This window comes from Pseudoalteromonas sp. HF66 (assembly GCF_011806445.1).
GTDB lineage: Bacteria > Pseudomonadota > Gammaproteobacteria > Enterobacterales > Alteromonadaceae > Pseudoalteromonas > Pseudoalteromonas apostichopi.
This window is the reverse complement of the sequence record NZ_JAATOU010000004.1, coordinates 22,566-40,980: the sequence shown is the minus strand read 5'-3', so window position 1 is coordinate 40,980 and position 18,415 is coordinate 22,566. Positions and strand designations below refer to the sequence as shown.

The 18,415-nt window shown below is 41.7% G+C and carries 18 protein-coding genes; 11 read left to right on the top strand and 7 right to left on the bottom strand.

Annotated features, from left to right (window positions below):
- Window positions 1-69: 69 nt before the first annotated feature.
- Both HCZ11_RS05735 and HCZ11_RS05730 read right to left on the bottom strand, forming a co-directional pair.
- Window positions 70-3,183, bottom strand: coding sequence for an efflux RND transporter permease subunit (locus HCZ11_RS05735; RefSeq protein WP_130052149.1), 3,114 nt, complete (start codon window positions 3,181-3,183; stop codon window positions 70-72).
- Window positions 3,184-3,192: 9 nt separating this feature from the next.
- Entirely contained in the window at window positions 3,193-4,395 is a 1,203-nt protein-coding gene (locus HCZ11_RS05730; RefSeq protein ID WP_240701327.1) for an efflux RND transporter periplasmic adaptor subunit, read from the bottom strand.
- 258 nt (window positions 4,396-4,653) lie between these two features.
- Here HCZ11_RS05730 and HCZ11_RS05725 point away from each other — a divergent pair, with 258 nt between their 5' ends.
- From HCZ11_RS05725 to HCZ11_RS19705, 7 genes are all read left to right on the top strand, one after another.
- The gene (locus HCZ11_RS05725; protein WP_130052150.1) at window positions 4,654-5,445 is read left to right on the top strand and encodes a crotonase/enoyl-CoA hydratase family protein; all 792 of its coding nucleotides are present in this window, start codon (window positions 4,654-4,656) and stop codon (window positions 5,443-5,445) included.
- Between the two features lie 69 nt (window positions 5,446-5,514).
- Window positions 5,515-5,868 carry a CidA/LrgA family protein gene (locus HCZ11_RS05720; RefSeq protein ID WP_130052151.1) on the top strand — a complete coding sequence of 118 codons (354 nt, stop codon included), beginning with the start codon at window positions 5,515-5,517 and terminating at the stop codon, window positions 5,866-5,868.
- Window positions 5,858-6,568: an LrgB family protein gene (locus HCZ11_RS05715; RefSeq protein WP_167657887.1), complete on the top strand. Its 711-nt coding sequence runs from the start codon at window positions 5,858-5,860 to the stop codon at window positions 6,566-6,568. Before HCZ11_RS05720 ends, HCZ11_RS05715 begins: the two co-directional genes overlap by 11 nt.
- Before the next feature lie 33 nt (window positions 6,569-6,601).
- Window positions 6,602-7,441: a mechanosensitive ion channel family protein gene (locus tag HCZ11_RS05710; RefSeq protein WP_130052153.1), complete on the top strand. Its 840-nt coding sequence runs from the start codon at window positions 6,602-6,604 to the stop codon at window positions 7,439-7,441.
- Between the two features lie 99 nt (window positions 7,442-7,540).
- Window positions 7,541-8,692, top strand: a complete 1,152-nt coding sequence (locus HCZ11_RS05705; protein WP_130052154.1) for a PepSY domain-containing protein — start codon at window positions 7,541-7,543, stop codon at window positions 8,690-8,692.
- On the top strand, window positions 8,692-9,162 hold the full coding sequence (locus tag HCZ11_RS05700; protein ID WP_167657886.1) for a hypothetical protein: 471 nt from the start codon (window positions 8,692-8,694) through the stop codon (window positions 9,160-9,162). Before HCZ11_RS05705 ends, HCZ11_RS05700 begins: the two co-directional genes overlap by 1 nt.
- A 249-nt stretch (window positions 9,163-9,411) precedes the next feature.
- Window positions 9,412-10,824 carry a family 43 glycosylhydrolase gene (locus HCZ11_RS19705; protein ID WP_167657885.1) on the top strand — a complete coding sequence of 471 codons (1,413 nt, stop codon included), beginning with the start codon at window positions 9,412-9,414 and terminating at the stop codon, window positions 10,822-10,824.
- Window positions 10,825-10,856: 32 nt separating this feature from the next.
- Here HCZ11_RS19705 and HCZ11_RS05690 read toward each other — a convergent pair whose 3' ends face one another.
- Both HCZ11_RS05690 and HCZ11_RS05685 read right to left on the bottom strand, forming a co-directional pair.
- Window positions 10,857-11,606: an RIO1 family regulatory kinase/ATPase gene (locus tag HCZ11_RS05690; RefSeq protein ID WP_167657884.1), complete on the bottom strand. Its 750-nt coding sequence runs from the start codon at window positions 11,604-11,606 to the stop codon at window positions 10,857-10,859.
- A gap of 86 nt (window positions 11,607-11,692) precedes the next feature.
- Window positions 11,693-12,157: a MarR family winged helix-turn-helix transcriptional regulator gene (locus HCZ11_RS05685; RefSeq protein ID WP_130052158.1), complete on the bottom strand. Its 465-nt coding sequence runs from the start codon at window positions 12,155-12,157 to the stop codon at window positions 11,693-11,695.
- Between the two features lie 128 nt (window positions 12,158-12,285).
- On the opposite strand from HCZ11_RS05685, the gene HCZ11_RS05680 reads away from it, so the two are divergent.
- The 3 genes from HCZ11_RS05680 to HCZ11_RS05670 are packed head-to-tail and all read left to right on the top strand — an operon-like array spanning window position 12,286 to window position 14,640.
- Window positions 12,286-13,437 (top strand): hypothetical protein, encoded by a 1,152-nt coding sequence (locus HCZ11_RS05680; RefSeq protein WP_167657883.1) that lies wholly within the window; start codon window positions 12,286-12,288, stop codon window positions 13,435-13,437.
- A gap of 48 nt (window positions 13,438-13,485) precedes the next feature.
- Complete coding sequence (locus tag HCZ11_RS05675; RefSeq protein ID WP_167657882.1) at window positions 13,486-14,376, top strand: dienelactone hydrolase family protein; 891 nt, start codon at window positions 13,486-13,488, stop codon at window positions 14,374-14,376.
- A gap of 48 nt (window positions 14,377-14,424) precedes the next feature.
- Window positions 14,425-14,640 (top strand): hypothetical protein, encoded by a 216-nt coding sequence (locus HCZ11_RS05670; protein ID WP_130052161.1) that lies wholly within the window; start codon window positions 14,425-14,427, stop codon window positions 14,638-14,640.
- A 75-nt stretch (window positions 14,641-14,715) separates the two neighbouring features.
- Here the strand turns inward: HCZ11_RS05670 and HCZ11_RS05665 are convergent, their stop codons facing one another.
- From HCZ11_RS05665 to HCZ11_RS05655, 3 genes are all read right to left on the bottom strand, one after another.
- Complete coding sequence (locus HCZ11_RS05665) at window positions 14,716-15,423, bottom strand: TorF family putative porin (RefSeq protein ID WP_130052162.1); 708 nt, start codon at window positions 15,421-15,423, stop codon at window positions 14,716-14,718.
- Window positions 15,424-15,648: 225 nt separating this feature from the next.
- Window positions 15,649-16,116, bottom strand: a complete 468-nt coding sequence (locus HCZ11_RS05660; protein WP_130052163.1) for a nuclear transport factor 2 family protein — start codon at window positions 16,114-16,116, stop codon at window positions 15,649-15,651.
- A gap of 89 nt (window positions 16,117-16,205) precedes the next feature.
- Window positions 16,206-17,387: an MFS transporter gene (locus HCZ11_RS05655; protein WP_167657881.1), complete on the bottom strand. Its 1,182-nt coding sequence runs from the start codon at window positions 17,385-17,387 to the stop codon at window positions 16,206-16,208.
- 110 nt (window positions 17,388-17,497) lie between these two features.
- Between HCZ11_RS05655 and HCZ11_RS05650 the strand changes: the two genes are divergently transcribed.
- Window positions 17,498-18,385 (top strand): LysR substrate-binding domain-containing protein, encoded by an 888-nt coding sequence (locus HCZ11_RS05650; protein WP_167657880.1) that lies wholly within the window; start codon window positions 17,498-17,500, stop codon window positions 18,383-18,385.
- Window positions 18,386-18,415: the final 30 nt, after the last annotated feature.

Sequence of the window (18,415 nt, the reverse complement as noted above, 5' to 3'; positions counted from 1 at the left end):
AAACCTCTTTTGAGTTTTACCAAAAAAAAAAGCCAGGTTACCCTGACTTTTTTGTAATTTTAAGAATTTTTACTCTGAACTCGCTGTGCCTTTTATTTTTTCACGCATTGATTGCACTAATGTATAAAATAGCGGAACTAACAAGGTGCCAAAGATGGTTGCAGCTAGCATCCCAAATAACACGGTAATACCGAGCGATATACGACTACCTGCCCCTGCGCCACTTGCAAACACCAGCGGTAATACACCAAGCACAAACGAGAGTGCCGTCATTAATACAGCCCTAAAGCGTAATCTTGCAGCGTTAAGAGCCGCTTCAAAAATACTTTTACCTGCCGCACGCTCTTCCATAGCAAATTCAACAATTAAAATAGCGGTCTTGGTGGATAGACCAATCAGGAGCACTAAACCAACCTGCGCATAGATGTTGTTTTCCATACCAATCACATATAGCGCAAGCATGGCGCCAAATAACGCCAGCGGTACCGCTGCAATTACCGAGAACGGAATTGTCCAACTTTCGTATTGCGCTACTAAGAATAGATAAACAAACACCACCGCTAAGCCAAACAAGATGGGCGCCATATTTCCGGCTTCAATCTCTTGTTTCGATTGCCCAGCCCACTCATAGACATAGCCCGTTGGTAGCTGCTCAGCCAACTCTTGCATTGCTTTAATAGCATCACCACTGGCATAACCCGCTGCTGGCTGTCCGCTAATACTGGCGCTGCGATATAAATTAAAATGGGTCAAACTTGTTGGGCCAAGAATTGGCTCAAGTTTAGCTAAAGTGGTGAGCGGCACCATTGCCCCCTCATCATTTCGTACATAGTAGTACTGCAAGTCTGCAGGGTTTTGACGAAAACGGCTTTCCGCCTGCATGATAACGCGGTAAGTACGGCTAAATTGGTTAAAGTCATTAATGTATAACGACCCTAATTGCGCCTGTAAAGTTAAGAAAATATCACTAAGCGCTACCCCTTGAGCTTTTGCCTTATTACGGTCAATTTCAAGAAAATACTGTGGAACGTTCGCTCTAAATGTACTGTAAACATTAGAAAGCTCTGGACGCTGGTTGGCTTCATAAATCAGGCCATTTAACACTTGTGCAAGCTCAGCAGGTTCACGCCCTTCGCTGTCTTGTAATCTAAACTCAAAGCCAGCACTCGTGCCAAGACCCGGTATTGAAGGGGGATTAAATGCCATGATTTGCGCATCTGGCATAGCCCAAAACTGACCCATTAAACGCGTTAGTACCGCGCGTAATCCAAGCTCCGGACTTGTACGCTCTTCCCAATCTTTGAGCACGACGATACCCAAAGCATTATTAGAACCTGCACCACCTAGTAATGAAAAGCCAGATACCGCAATAAAATCGGTTGCGGCAGGTTCATTTTTCACTATATCACCCAGTTTGTGCATCACTTCTTTAGTACGACCGCTTGCTGCGGCATCAGGTAATTGCACATCAACAAAAAGAAATCCTTGGTCTTCTGCTGGAACAAAGCCCGTAGGAACTGTTTTCACCAACCACCCTGCCGCAGCAAAAATAACCACTGCAAACAGCGCCATTCTTGCTGTGCGTTTTAAGATAAATTGAATAACCTTACTGTAGCCACTGGTCGAGCGAGTAATAATATTTTCGAAAGGCGCTAACCATTTAATCGGCTTCATGGCTTTTTCATTTAACAATAAAGCACACAAAGCTGGGCTTAATGTCAGTGCGTTTAAAGAAGAAATGAGTACCGCAAACGAAATAGTCACCGAGAACTGTTTATAAAGCTCCCCTGTTATTCCGGGCATAAAGCCAACAGGCACAAACACCGCAAGCAATACTAAGGTCGTTGCCACTATCGGCCCCGATACCTGCTCCATCGCTTTTGTGACCGCTTCTTTAATTGGCAATTTTTCTTCTTTAAGTATTCGCTCAACGTTTTCAATTACAATAATGGCATCATCCACAACAATACCTATTGCAAGGACTAAACCGAATAAAGTGATCAAGTTGATGGAGTAATCCATCATCATCATAAACGCGAAAGTCCCCACTAACGATACTGGAATAGCAACCGTTGGAATAAGCGTAGCGCGCCAATTTTGTAAGAATAAAAACACGACTAAAATAACCAAGCCGACCGCTTGAACAAGAGTAATAACCACTTCGTCAATAGAACGATTGATGAACTCTGTTGTGTCGTAAGGGATTGAGTACTCAACACCATCCGGTAGCTGTTTAGCAAGCTCTGCCATACGTGCTTTTACATCAGCAGCAACTTGAGTCGCATTCGCTTCTGTCAGCTGATAAATAACAATAAACGCAGTGTCTTGCTGGTTTAGCTTTGCTGTTGTACTGTAACTTGCTGCACCTAATTCAATACGTGCAATATCGTTTAAGCGTACAAAGTTGCCATCTTTGCTTGAGCGAATAATGGTTTGACCAAATTCTTCAGGGGTTTTTAAGCGCCCTTTAGCTTGAATTGAATATTCAAACTGCTGACTCGGTTCAGAAGGCGCAGCACCAAGCTTACCCGCAGCGACTATAGTATTTTGCTCTTGCAACGCAGCTCGAACCTCTGACACCGTTAATCCAAGTGATGCCATCCGATCAGGGCGTAACCACAAGCGCATAGAATAAGTTTGCTCGCCCATTACTTCAGCAGATGCAACTCCATTAATACGCCCTAATGGCTCTGTTAAATAGTTTGTCGCATAATTACTCAAGAAAATTGCGTCGATATTTTCTTGGTTCGAATATAAGTTAATACCCAGTAGCATCGAGCTCGATTTTTTCTTAACCGACACACCTTGGCGTTTCACCTCTTCAGGTAAGCCTGCTTCAGCGAGTGCGACGCGGTTTTGTACGTTAACTTGGGCTATATCTGTGTCTGTTCCGACCTTAAAGTACACGGTTATATTAGCCGTACCGTTATTAGAAGATGTTGATTCGATATACATCATATCTTCAACACCATTAACCTGCTCTTCTATGGGCCTGATCACCGACTCTTCAACTATTTGTGCACTTGCACCTGGGTAACTGGCACTAATTTGAACTTGCGGAGGTGTAATTTGCGGGTACATATTCACTGGCAACAATGCCATTGAAATTAAACCCGCAATAGTAATAACAATCGATATTACCAAGGCAAACTTTGGGCGAGATATAAAAGTTTTACTGATCATATCTCAATCCTAAGAGTTAGCTTTGCTAGAAATAGTGCCAGTTGTCTCATCGACGTTTTTTTCAACCGCTTTCACTTCAACACCTTGGCGAACTTTTTGTAAACCTTCGATTATGACTTTTTCACCAGCTTCTAAGCCTGACTCAACCACCCACATAGCATTAATGCGACGACCAAGTTTGACGATACGCATAGCAACTTTATTTTCATCATCAACAACAAGTACAAACTTACCTTGCTGGTTTTCTTGTACCGCTACTTGAGGAATGAGTGCCAGCTCCTGTTTATTGGTACTTTCAACGATTAAGGTAACAAATAAGCCAGGCATAACTATGCCATCAGGGTTATCAAATTCAGCTCTAAGCTCAACCGTACCTGTGTTTCGATTAATTTTAGTATCTGCGAAATCCAGTACACCTTTGTCAGGAAATGTCGAGTTATTCGGTAAACGCAAAGTTAAGTCAATGGGCACATCACGAGGGTCTTTATCTGAAGGTGCTTGATGTTGCTGGCGATAAGAGATGTAATCTGCTTCTTCAACCTGAAAGCTCACGTAAATTGGGTCAACATCGGTAAGCTCTGCGAGTTCATTTGATGATGGACCAACAATATTGCCAACATCATAATTTACTTTACCAATACGCCCTGCAAACGGTGCACGAATATCAGTATAACTTAAATTAAGCTTTGCTTTTTCAAGCTCTGCCTCAGCCGCTTTGACAGCTGCAGCCGTTTGCTCAAAGTTAGTAGTGAGTTTATCGAGGTCTGATTGTGAAATAAAACCTTGTGCGGCCACATCTCTTCCGCGCTTTAAATCACGTTCAGCAGCATCCGCTGCAGCAATTTTACTTTTCAGGTCAGCTTCAACTTCTGCGACCGTTGAGCGATATTCAGATGGGTCAATCCTTAGTAAAAGCTGATCTTTTTCAACAGACGAGCCTTCATTAAAGTGACGTTCTATTAATTCCCCCTCAACTCGGGCTCTAATTGCGACCTCTTGGAATGCTTCAGTACGCGCAACAAATTCTCGGTAATTACCAACTTCTTGTGTGACGACATTAAATACTGATACGGCCGGTGGCGGCGTAGCTTGTTGTTGTGCTTTATCATCTGAACAGCCAACCATTGTGGTTGTTAAAGCTACTGAAAAAGCAGCAAAAGCCAAAGAACGAGATGATTGTTTAGTTATGCGAGCTGTGTTGCGCATCAGCATATTTTTACTCCTTGTAGCGCGACTTAAAGCTAAGTCTAGTCGTGTCATGGGATTTTGTGAAAGTATCTAACTATTCACAAAACCAAACTAGCTATGAACTAGCATCTTTGTTTTAAAAATATACATCAATTTGTAACTAAATATATGACAAGGTTACCCATTTTTGGAAAATATAGTGATTCCTTGCGACACATCAGCAATTCTTTACTTAGTTGTAATTAACTCGTAAGCTCTAGCAAACAGGTCAGAGGAGTTACCATGATAAAACTAGAAATAAAACAACAAGTCGCATGGGTTAGCCTTGTTCGTCCCGAGAAACAAAATGCACTAAGTTTTGCTATGTTTGTTGAGCTTTCAAACGTAATAAAAAAAATTAAACGCGATCGCAATTTGCGCGCTGTCGTTATATCTGGCGAAGGTGGACACTTTTGCTCTGGGCTAGATGTTGCTGCGGTGATGAAAAAGCCGAGTAATATCGTCAAACTCTTATTCAAATGGTTACCAGGAAACCAAAACCTAGCGCAGAAAGTCGTGTTAGGTTGGCAAGATTTAAGTATTCCAGTGATTGCTAAAATTAACGGACATTGCTTTGGTGGCGGCATGCAAATCGCACTCGGTGCTGATTACCGCATCGTCGATAAAAATGCCAAATTAGCCATCATGGAAGCGCGTTGGGGCCTTTGCCCAGATATGGGGGCTAACGTGGTACTTGCTGGCTTGATGAAACGCGACCAAGCTCTTTGGTTGGCAAGTCATGCAGGCCCTATCTCGGCTGAAGACGCAAAAGAATATGGCTTAGTTACGCAACTAACTGATGACATTGATAAACAAACAGACGCTGTACTCGAAACACTGATGGCCCGCTCGCCGGATACCCTTGCTGCAATTAAACGAATTACTCAGCAAAGCTATCGCTCACAGCAGCGCAAAATTCTCGCTAAAGAAACATGGAGTCAAATTCGTTTACTGATGAACCCTAATACCAAAAAGGCTATTGCGAAGGCGAAAGGCGCTGAAGACATCAAATTTAATAATGCAAAATCATGGTAAGCTAAAGTCGCATAGTACAACTGACAAGGGTATGATGTAGTTGTACTTTATTCGCAATCATCCTGACTCATGAAATACCTCATCAGTAGTATCATTATTCTTGGCTGTTTAGCCGTTGCTAAATATTTGACGGCTTTGCTTGAAAGCTCTTTCCCTGCCCCATTGCTAGGTATGGTGTTACTGCTTGTATTACTGTTAACGGGCCTAGTGAAAGAACAACACTTAAAACCGACAGCCAGCCCTTTACTTAATTATATGCCGTTATTTTTCATCCCAGCTGGGGTTGGCATTATTGAGCACCTAGGTTTAATTACACAGAATTGGCCTTTATTACTGACTATTTTTTTTGTAGTGCCACTGACCAGTGTTTTACTAATAGGCTCTGTTATTGCTTACTTTAAAGGACGTGAAAATGACAGTTAGTTTATGGTGGCTAAGCGTTCCTTTTATTATTGCTCTTTTCTTAGTGTTACGCTTTTTGAACTCTAAAGCACACCATGCCATTCCTAAAGCACTTAGCAACCCTGTGTGCTGGGCAATTGTCTTAATTGCGGCGCTGTTAGTGATATTTAAACTCCCTTATGCACCTTTTGCCGAACACAGTAAAATTTTAAGTTGGTTACTTGAGCCTGCGATTGTGGCTTTAGCTTTACCGCTTTATCAGCAATTTATACATGTAAAAAAGAACCTACTATTAATTCTTATAAGTTGTAGTTTAGGGGTATTCAATGCGACGCTGGTAGCATCGCTAATATGCTATATTTTTGACGCACCCACGCAGTTAAGTGCATCACTTGCCAGCTTGTCAGTAACGACACCGATCACTTTATTAGTGACAGAATCACTGGGGGGCATTCCCTCTTTGGCCGCAGCAATGGTGATCTTTATTGGCGTATTAGGGGCTATTTTTGGTAATTTGATTTTCTCGCTGATAAATATTCGCAACGCTCAAGCAAAAGGCGTTGCCATTGGCACTGCATGTCACGCCATTGGTACAGCGTCATTGATTGCTGATCAGCCAAAAGCTGGCGCCTTTGCCTCTGTAGCTATGGCATTAAGCGCACTACTAAGCGCTATTATAGTGCCAATACTCTATCCTGTTATTCAGCATATTCTGGTATAGTCAACGCTCGCAGTAACCTTGTTAGGAAAACACATGATTGACTCAGAAATACAACAAGTCGAAAAATACTACAATCTGATAATGGAATATTTAGTCACCTATAGCATGCAAATTGTAGGTGCCATCTTAATTCTATTTTTTGGCTTATGGATTGCGCAAAAAGTATCGAATATGGTGGCTGGCCTCATGCAGCGTCATAATATCGATATCACCCTCACCAACTTTGTCAGTAATGTCATAAAAGTATTGCTGATCATCATGTTCTTAGTTATTGCCCTTGGTAAAATAGGCATTAGCGTCACGCCTTTTGTGGCAGCGATTGGTGCCGCATCATTAGGTGCAGGTTTAGCAATGCAAGGCATGCTCTCAAACTACGGCGCTGGTCTTGCGATCATTGCAACAAGGCCATTTGTCGTTGGCGATACTATCGAAGTGAAAGGAGTAAGCGGACAAGTTAAAACCATTGAGCTTGGCCACACGATTCTTATTAACGAAGAAAAAGTCGAAATCACCATTCCTAACAAACATATTGTTGGCGAGATTTTACATAACTCGTTTAGCTATTCACTAGTCAAAGGCGAAATAGACATAGCTTATGATGCAAATGCTGACCTAGCTATTGAGCTTATCGAAAAAGTCTTAAACGATCATGAGCTAGTTAGTGACTCTCCTCACGCACAAGTAGGTATTGAGCGCTTTGCACAAAGCGGTGTTACCTTGAGCTATCGCTTTTGGGTGCCAACCACCAAAATTATAGAGACTAAATTAGCGGTTAACCGCAATGTATTTAAAGCAATTCAGGGGGCGGATATCGAAATTCCTTTCCCACAACGGATTGTTACCCTGAATCAAAATTCCGAAAAAGGCGCTTAATAGCCTTTTTACTAGTTCGACGACAGTGATTGTGTTTGTTTAAAACATTGTAGTACAATTTAAATGATAACAATTACTATCATCAATTAACGTCGAGCTATTTTTACCATGAGTAAACGTCTTTGGTTCCAACTACATGGTTGGTTTTCGCTCCCTTTGTGGGTGCTATTTTGCTTTATCTGTATCACAGGTACTGTGTCTGTGATAAGCCATGAGCTTACTTGGCTCACTAACAGTGAAGCACGTGCAAACAACCCAAATGACTTACCAGCACTAGGTGTTGATCAAGTTATTAGTAGCGTTGAAAAAGCCTACCCTACAGCTGATGTGATGAGTGTTCTCACTTATGAGCCTTATCTGGTGAATGCTGTTATTTTCACCGATACTGACAAACCTTATGCTGTGGCCTACGTCAATCAATATACAGGCGAAGTACAAGCGGTTAATGACACGATCTCTTTTATTGAATTTATGCGTACCCTACACGGCTGGCTATTCTTCCCTTGGCAAGAAGGTTACAGCGTAGGTTACTACCTAGTCAGCGCCATGGCTTTTGTCATTTTAGGTGCGCTAGTAACAGGCTTAGTGATTTATAAAAACTTTTGGCGCGCATTTAGTCAGCCAAAACTACGTTTTAACCAAGGTAAAAAAACCTTTCTAAAAGATTTACATACCCTAAGTGGCGTTTGGTCAATTTGGTTTATGGCTGTGATGGCTTTGACTGGCCTGTGGTATTTAGTACAAGCCATCATGTGGCATAACGAAATAGACATAGAAGAGCACGCACCGCTAGTGGCTGTGTCAGCCTTACCTGCAGATAAACAAACACCGCCTACAGACTTAAAAGCGGCATTAGCGATTACCAAAGAGAAATACCCAGATTTCAAAGCAAGCTATGTGATGCTCCCTGAGCATAACCGTGGCATGTTTAACATCATGGGAAGTGGCGATACTATTTTCTATGATAACTACGCCTACTCAACATCAGTCAATCCATGGACTGGTGAAATTGCAGTAAGCAAAAGCCCAGAGACGATGAACGCTTTACAAACCCTGTCGCATATCGCTGATCCACTGCATTACGGTAATATTGGCGGTCTTTGGACAAAAGTTATTTGGTTTATTTTTGGTTTAATTTTAAGTGGAATGTCAATCACAGGTTTTATGATGTATGCCGCTAAATTAGTTAATAGCAAACCGGTAAAAGCGCGCCAAGCTGCGCCAGTAAATAATGTTCAGGAGGCAAACTAATGGCTCGTTTACAAGCAACTTGGTGGCAACGTAAAAAGTACATTTTGCATGCTGTAATACTAGCTTTGCCTGTATGGTTTATTTATCAATCATTAAATCCCCAGTTTCCTGCTCTTTGGCAAGAGCAACAAGCGGGTGAATATAAAATCGCGCCGATGCCGCTCAATGAAGATGCTCCTTACTCACACCACAATGAATACGTAAAAGATTTTTTTATTGCTTTTAATCAAGGTGACATCAGCAATATCCGCCAGGCTTACCTAAATATTGGTAAAGCGCCTTTGTCACTGACTGAGTTTGCCAAAGATGAAGAAGGCATAATGCATGGTACAAATCATGGTCAGCATGCCCATGCTATTGCCCCAAAAACCATCTCAGCAGACGATAAACTGTGGATCACCATTCAAACTTGGCAAGGTCAACTACATACCCTGAAATGGGATATTCCCAGTCAGTTTATTACTCAATAACATCCGAAAAGCCACTCACTGAGTGGTTTTTTTGTATCTCTTTAAAACACTTTCGCCCCCTCTAAAACAGTTGAAAGTAAATTTTTTGTTAATTATTCCCACTAAAACCTTTACAAAGGTAATAATATAATAAAGTATTATAAATAGTTTTAATCTGCACCACTGCTATTAATTGATTGGTGTTGATCAAAACTCATCCAAGGAGCAGAACACACAAGGAAAGCTCAATAACAATGATTTGGAGACACAATGATACTTTCAAAAAAAGCGCTCGCTGCGCTTAGCTTTGCATCAACACTGATACTTCCCTGTGCCTATGCGATTGATAATGGCGTATACACGATTAAATCAAAGTACAGTGCTAAGTTTGTTGAAGTTGCCAGCGCACAAACCAATGATGGTGCGAATGTCAGTCAATGGGCTAACACTAATCACGATACTCAGCGCTGGTTAATTACCAACATAGGTGGCAGCAACTATTCTGTTATTAATCTAAATAGTGGTAAAGCCCTCGAAGTGTTTGACTTCTCAACTGCCGATGGTGGCAATGTTGTGCAATATGAATACGCTAATCTTGCCAGTCAACATTGGCAAATTAATAATGAAGGTAGCGGCTACTACAGCTTCATAAATGATCACAGTGGTAAAGCACTCGACTTATATGCTTTTGATGGCAACGATGGAGCGAATATTAGCCAGTGGAGCTACAACGGCAGCGATGCGCAGCAATGGCAACTAACCAAGCTTGCTAATGTTGAATCAACACCATTTGATCCATCAACGACAAATGGCACTGCAGATCACTGGCCACTTACAGGTAATTTAGTCACCCACGATCCAACCCTTGGCTATGAAAATGGCACCTGGTGGGTTTTTCAAACGGGCCCAGGTATCTACGGTAAGTATTCAAGCAACGGTGTAGATTGGAATGATGCGCAACCGATTTTCTCAAATGGTTTAAGCTGGTGGAGTAACTACGTGCCAGATCATGATGGAATTGATGTCTGGGCGCCTGAATTAAAAAGCTACAATGGCCGCAGCTGGCTTTATTATTCTATTTCGACCTTTGGTTCACGTGTTAGTGCTATTGGCCTTACTTCTGCAAGTAGTGTGGCAACAGGTGATTGGCGTGATGATGGTTTAGTAATCAATACCACCAGTAGCAATAATTACAACGCCATCGACCCAGATCTTGTAGTGGCAAAAGATGGTGCACCTTGGCTTGCCTTTGGCTCATGGAATTCGGGCATTAAACTCACACGTATTAACCCGATGACCATGAAACCATTTGGCCAAATCTATTCGTTAGCTAGTCGCTCAGGTGGGATCGAAGCACCTACCATAGTGTATCGCCAGGGCTACTACTACTTGTTTGTTTCGGTTGGTAAATGCTGTGATGGTACCAATAGTACATACCGCATTGCTTACGGTCGCTCTACTGACATTCGTGGTCCATATCTAGATAAAAATGGCATCAACATGTTAGCCAGCGGCGGCAGCATTCTTGATGCGGGTAATAGCCAATGGGTAGGCCCAGGAGGACAAGACATTTTAAATACCGATGTGATTGTTCGTCATGCCTATGATGCAGGTGATAATGGCACGCCAAAATTGCTCATAAGCACCCTTAATTGGGATGCTAATGGCTGGCCTAAATACTAGTTCTCCCCATTAAGCGCGTGCAAGCGCGCTTTTTATAATCTATCTAATATACTGCGAATAAAGTCAGAGTTGAGTATCTGAGTTACTGCCCCACTACACCATAAGTAGGCGCGTTGTATGGGATAACCTTTAAAAATCCAACGCTTACGAACATGATTAAAGTCGTGTAAATAATCAGCCTTCGTTTGTGGTAATGAATCATTGGCTAACTTCTGCCACGCTTTATAAACCCCACTCATATCAGCACCACGCATAAAACGCTGTAACCAACGCGGAAAGCGTGCAAAGCGAATCGCTGACTGAAAATCAATAATGTAAGGCTTACCGTCTTTTGAACAAATCACATTTCCCAAATTACGTAAATCCAGATGCACCACGCCGCGGCGGTGCATTTTTGCAACTAAACGCTCAAACTTTTTAAAGAAATCACTCGGTAAATGCTGCTGTTGCAAGGCAAGCTGACGAAGTGGCGTGCCTTCTATAAAATCGTAAACAATGGCAATAGATGACAAACGACAAAAGTTATCGACCACTCCGTCTACGTCTTGCAGGCGTGCCAGCCCCTTGTACTCCTGATTGATAAAAAGCGGCGCGATAGTTTTTCTCACCCACCATGGGCTGTGCTGAAAGTCTTTAATAATTAAATCAAATTTCGCATCTTTGTAACGATAAACAATGGCATTAGCAAAGCGGCCTGTATGAACAACCGACAAACCTTCTGGGCTAAATTGATGAGCTGGAAATTGCGCGTGAAGCTGCGCGAGCAAAGATGATTCAAACATAACAACCCGGACTTGTTAAAATTAAATGCCTAGGCAACTATATTATCAAAATGCTCTAACAGCGACAATGTACCGCTTAGAGAAATTTATGCTTTTAAATTATGAATTGCTCTAAACAGCAAGCTTGCGAGTTGCTTTTGCTCATCATCAGAGAAGCCTGTAAGTGCTTTGCGATAGATATCATTTACGGTTGGTAAAATTTCAGGATAGAGTTGTTGGCCCTTTTTCGTGAGGCATAAAAGAGTTGAACGGCGATCTTCAACTGACTGCTTTTTAGCAACCAAGCCCTTGTCTTCTAAACGAGAAAGTAACCGACTCATAGCGCCACGGTCATACATCATGTGCTCACAAAGCTCAGCCAAGGTATTTACCTTACCACGCGCAAGTAGCACAACCACAATATATTGGGCCGACGTTAGCTCTTTATCCTCTAAAGCATCATCAAGGTGAGTAACGAGGTTTGAACGTAAATAAGAGACTAAGCGACCTAAGTCTTGCACGGGATCTAAATCTTCAATACAGCACTGACCAATTGATGCAGGTTCTTTCATATTTCCTCTAAAACGATTAATAGCAATTCATAGACAGTTAAGCGGCAAAATAATTCAATCCTATTAGATTGCTTCTACGACTATGAATAGTGTAGCGTGAGTAAGCGTAAAAACTGTCGGGGGGCGTTATGCTAACTAAGCAACATCTTATCAAGTATTTATCTCTTTCAATACTGCTACTTTTTTGTTGGCTAGAGCATTATAACCATTTCATCATGCGCTTTATCGACAGCGCCCTTGTGCAATCAACACTTGTCTATGCTTCATCTCGAACAGTCAATGCTGCTATATCGCTGTTGCAATCAGCCGAAGTGGGCATTGGTATTGCCAGTATTCAACCTGCACAGCTTCTTGACCCAGTAAATGACTTAGCAGAATACATGTCGGATGCCATGCGCCTTGCGATAGGCTCGTTATTCTTACAGCGCATTTTATACACCATTTCTTCTGGAGTTATTTTTAGCGGTGTATTTACAGTTTCAGTTGTCGCTTACTTTATTTGTGAATGGCGTAATTATTTGCCTAACGTACGTCATAAGATTATGGCAAGCTTGATTTTAATTCGCTTTTTAGTACCTGCGGTGGTGCTTACAACAGGCCTCGTTAGCCAGATATTCTTAGATGAGCAAATAAACCAGCAAAGTGAAATTGTGAGCGAAAAAGTAGAGACTGTTAATAGCAGTGCAAATAATGCCTCTGCCCTATCGGCTAAGCTAAAAGCTGAGGTCGATAGTGAAAAACAAACTATCTTCGACAAGTTATCGCTATTAAATGAACAGCAAATTAAAAACCACCAGCGAGCCACAGAGCTCAAAGGTGATTTGGCAGAGATCGAAACACAAATAGAAGCGATTCAAGCAACCCGCAGCTTGTCTGAAAGACTCACTTTTACTGAGCTTGAACAAGCCAAGCCACTACTTGATAAAAAGCAGCAATTAACAAAGCAATTTAATGCTGTACTCGCGCAACAAAGAGCGCTTAACCTAGACAAAGACGCCTTAAACGAGCAACTAGAAAACCTTAACGCATCACTCAATCAAAACCAATCGTCACAGGTGAGTAAAATTATTGATACCGTTACCTCTGGCATTAGCAACATGGTGGCTGCCGTCGAAGACTTATTTATCGACTTTTTGAATATCTTGTCACTGCTGATTTTAAAGCTGTTGCTAATGCCGCTAATATTTTTATTCCTATTTAACAAAGCCTTTAAGGCTATTTGGCAGCGCCGCTTTATGGATGTACTAATGCAAACAAAGCAATTGGCTGTTAATCGCTGATATTTCAGCTAAAGTTATAAACCTAACTCGTTTTTAAAGGATATAAGTATGACTGAGCAACGCCATAACCACATTCCCCAAGAAGCTTTCGATTGGTACGATGAATACGCCCATGGCTTAATGGATCGCCGCACCTTTATGAAAAAGCTTGGTGGCTTAGCAGCCCTTGGTTATTCAATGGCAATGCTAAGTAGCGCTTTACTGCCAAACTACGCATTAGCTGAGCAAGTATCCTTTAATGACCCTGATATTAAAGCCAGCTATAAAACCTTTGATTCGTTTAAAGGTCATGGCGAAGGAAAAGGTTATTTAGTCGAACCCGCTAATTTAACCGGTAAGCACCCATTAGTCTTAGTGATCCACGAAAACAGAGGCTTAAACCCTTATATTAAAGATGTTGCTCGTCGCCTTGCCAAAGCCGGTTTTATTGCCTTTGCGCCAGATGCATTACACCCTCTTGGTGGCTACCCTGGCAACGATGATGAAGGGCGTGCAATGCAGCGCTCTATGGATAAACAAAAAATCCAACAAGATTTTATCGCCGCAGCTGAATATATAAAAAGACACCCAAATAGTAATGGCAAACTCGGTGCGGTAGGCTTTTGCTTTGGTGGTTATATGGTCAACTACCTAGCAGCAGTTGATAGCAAACTAATTAATGCAGGCGTATCCTACTACGGAACACCCGCAGTCAAAGAGCTCAGACAAAACATCAAAGCCCCTCTACTAGTGCATTTAGCTGAGTTTGATAACCGCGTTAATGCAACATGGCCAGAATACGAGAGCGACTTAAAAGCCCATCAAGTGCCTTACACTATGCATATGTATGAACAAGCAAATCATGGTTTTCATAACGACTCCACATCGCGTTATGATGAAAGGCAGGCGGAGCTTTCATGGCAACGCACATTGGTGTTTTTCAATGAGCAATTGATTTAAACAGAGCAATTTCATACACTCTCGAAAAAATTTTAGGCTAGAAAAGAGATGGAATCGCAAGTAAGTTATCGCTTTGACTCACAGCAAACCGCCAATCGGTTTTTAAACAAGCTTAAACATTGGTCAGTGGCTAAAGTCACTGCGACACTTTGCCAAGGTGGTTATGGCGTGAAAATACGTTACGAAGTCGATACGAGTGACTTTGATTACACCCTTGCTGAGCTTGATGATTTAGCGATGCAGCACGAAGGCGAAGAGATTTAATCCTCATCCATTAAGATACTCTAAGCATAAAAAACGGCTAACCAAGGTTAGCCGTTTCGTTTATTAAAGCAGAGCTTATAAATCAAAGCTGCGTGAAATAGACGCTACAATTCGCTCATCTGCGGTATCCCAGTCAAGGCTGGTGTTTTCGCCAGCAAGCTCGAAATCAAAACCTGCAAAGCTTGTTTGATAAGCTAAACGATAATGATTGTATGATTTATCGTTGCCATCCCAGGCAAACTTATTACCATCGAGAGAATTAGAAATATCAAAGCTGGCACGAATTGCATGATTTGGTGCAATTTCAAAGGTATGGGCAACCATAGAAATCACATGCCCTGCATCGGTACCAAAGTAATCCCAAGCGTACCAAAAGTTAAGTTCTGTGAAACCTAGGCTATTGGTATAGCCAAACTTTGCATAAGTCTCAAAATAGTTACCGTCGCTTGAGTAATCTTCACCATGGTATGAATAGTAAGCAATACCATAATCAACACTAAGGGCGTCGTTTATCTCAACATAATTACCGAAATACGCATCCCACTCAATGTCAGTACCATCGCCAAAATCTACATTTGAAGCCCAAGTCCCCACATACATACCTGAATCCGCAAAGGCATAATCTAAGCTGCCTTGAATCGCTGGATCATTCATGGTTTGGCTCACACCGTTAAAGGTGTAATCTGACGCCAATGTAACCGTAGCCGATAAGTCAGCCATCGCTGATGTCGATAGTAATGCCAATGGCAACGCTGCCGCTAATACTGTTTGTCTTGTTGTCATGTTGGTTTCCTAAACTTAATGCAGTTATGTTTAGCATCATTCTCAATTACAGATAAAACATCATTTTTGGGATGCACTTAAATTACATCACCGCACAAATAAAATTTTACTCAGTCTAAATTTAAGCCAATGTCATTGATACGAACTAAATTTATCATCATTAAGTTTAGGTTATTTATATGAAAAAGGATCGTAGAAAAGTAGCCTAATTCAAAATTGATGGATTCATTCGTGGTATTTACGAATAACCGCTATCTTGCCATCTTCTATTTCGAGCACATCCATAATGGTTTGCGTGTATTCAATTTCTTGCTGGTTTTGTGGGTGTATACCTTTAGCGTGATGGGTATAACGTAAGGCAATGGCCGAATCATTAAAAATAAAGGTATCGAGTAAGTTTGCTTGATATTCAGTGTGCGCCCCAAGGTAAAAAGTCATGCCTTTGCGCATCATGGCTTTACCATCTGGTTCTCTTGAATCATCAGTTTGATAAGGTAAGTGCTGGTTTGCTACGTCGTCAGTTAATAAAGCTAAAAAGGCTTCTAACTCTTTTTTGGTGGCATTAGGTGCTTGTGTTGCAACCATGGTATTGAAGTACTGCTGTGCTAATGCTGTCAGCTCTGGGTTAGCTTGCTTTGCATGGCTGCTAAATGCGCTTAGCAAACAAATAGCCAGAAAATAAAGGTGCTTCATCGTTATTCCTTGTGGTTTTAGTTATTGACTAAGAATCAAATTACGAACCTAAAATAACGACAAAACCCCTAACTATCAATAGTTTATTTTTAAGCTGTTTGTGGCTTTATAAGCGCTCGTTTATCTAAATAACCGCTGTATCTTGTTGCAATTAACGCCGCTAAACTAATAATAGCGCCAATCCAAGCAGTGTCTTGTAATGAGTAGTTTTCAACGACAACGCCTCCTAACACTGAACCTAGCGCAATACCGATATTAAACGCTGCAATGTTTAACCCAGAGGCCACATCAACGGCATTGGGTGTGAATTTTTCAGCAAGTTTAACCACATAAACTTGCAGCCCAGGAACATTACCAAATGCAAATGCACCCCATACGAGTATGGTTAGTACCGCTGCTATTTTAGATTGCATGGTAAAGGTCAGTACTAATAGCACAATACTTAAAGCACTAAAGATAATAGTAAGCGCACTAATCGGGCCCTTTTTATCGGCTAACTTACCACCGTATATATTCCCAACAGCAACCGATACCCCGTAAACCAGCATGATTAAGCTAATGGTGGCAGATGCAAAACCAGTTTGCTGCTCTAAAATGGGCGCTAAATAAGTGAAGGCAGTAAATGTCCCACCATAACCAAGTATGGTCATCAAATACACCAGTAAAAGCCTAGGTTGCACCATTACCTTTAATTGCTCACCCAACGTGGCTGCTTTACTTTGCTTTAAGTTGCTTGGAATTAAAAATGCACTGCCAATAAGTGCTATTAAACCCAACAAAGACACCACTAAAAAGGTCGCTCGCCAGCCAAAATGTTGACCAATCCAAGTCCCTAATGGCACACCAGTTACTAATGCAACCGTTAAACCAGTAAACATAATCGCGATAGCACTGGCTTCTTTATCTTTACTGACAAGCCCAGTAGCGATGGTTGAACCAATCGAGAAAAATACCCCATGAGCAAGGCCTGTTAGAACCCTTGCGGTGATCAAACTACCATAACTAGGTGCTTGCCAAGCCAGTAAGTTACCGATAACAAAAAGACTCATTAAACTAAGTAATACATGTTTTCGATTCCAGCGCCCGGTAAGCGCAGTTAGTACTGGCGCCCCCACCGCAACCCCTAATGCATACAAGCTAACAAGTAACCCAGCACTCGGTAACGAAACCATCAAATCATCAGCGATAGTTGGTACTAAGCCGACAATCACAAACTCAGTGGTGCCTATGGCAAACGCACTGAGAGTTAACGCAAGTAATGCTATTGGCATCACATATCCTCTATTAATTTTTGAAAGTGCGACTATTGTGGCTAAAATTAAATTTGCAAAAAATAGCGATAGTGACAAAATACTTTTGTCAAAAATGAAAAGGTAAAGCCATGAGTGTGGTCTCCAATACCCAAGATTTAGAAGCATTTATTAGCGTGGTTGATACCGGCGGGTTCTCAAGTGCAGCCAATGCCTTAGATGAGCAAGTAGCAAAAATATCACGGGCGGTGACTCGGCTCGAAAAATCCTTAAACGTTACTTTATTCAATCGCACCACAAGGCGCATTGAGCTGACCGAAGAAGGCGAGTTATTTTTAGGCTATGCTAGAGAAGCACTCAGTCAGCTTGCACAAGGCGAAGAAGCCTTAAAACTCCTACACTGTGCCCCATCAGGAAAGTTAAGAGTCGATGCCGCGAGCCCCTTTGTGTTTCACCAATTAGCGTCACATTTAAAAGCCTTTAATCACGCTTATCCCGATATAAAGCTCGAGATCACCAGCCACGACAACATTATCGATTTGCTTGAACATAAAACCGATATTGCCATTCGTATTGGCGAACTTGCTGACTCAAACTTGCATGCGCGCACTTTGGGCATAAGCAAACTACAGCTAGTAGCAAGCCCTGATTATTTACAAGCTGCACCACCATTAAATGAGCTAACCGATTTAGCCTCACAACAACTTATTGGTTTTACCGATGCACCGCATTTAAACCACTGGCCGCTAACCACGCCTTTAGAGCTTAAATTTTCAATCAGTGCTTCAAGTGGTGAAACTGTTCGCCAGCTTTGTATTCAAGGTCACGGCATTACCTTGTTGTCGGAATTTATGATCAATGAAGATTTAAAAGCAGGCCGTTTAGTAAAAGTGCTCGAAGGCGAAGTGCTGAGCCCTAATCGCCGCGAAAAAGTGCATGCGGTGTATTATCAAAACAGCGGTGTGTCATCACGAGTATTAGCATTTTTAGACTTTATAGCACCAAGGTTAACGCTATAGTTTTTTCATTTTTAGCAAAAGTGTTTTGTG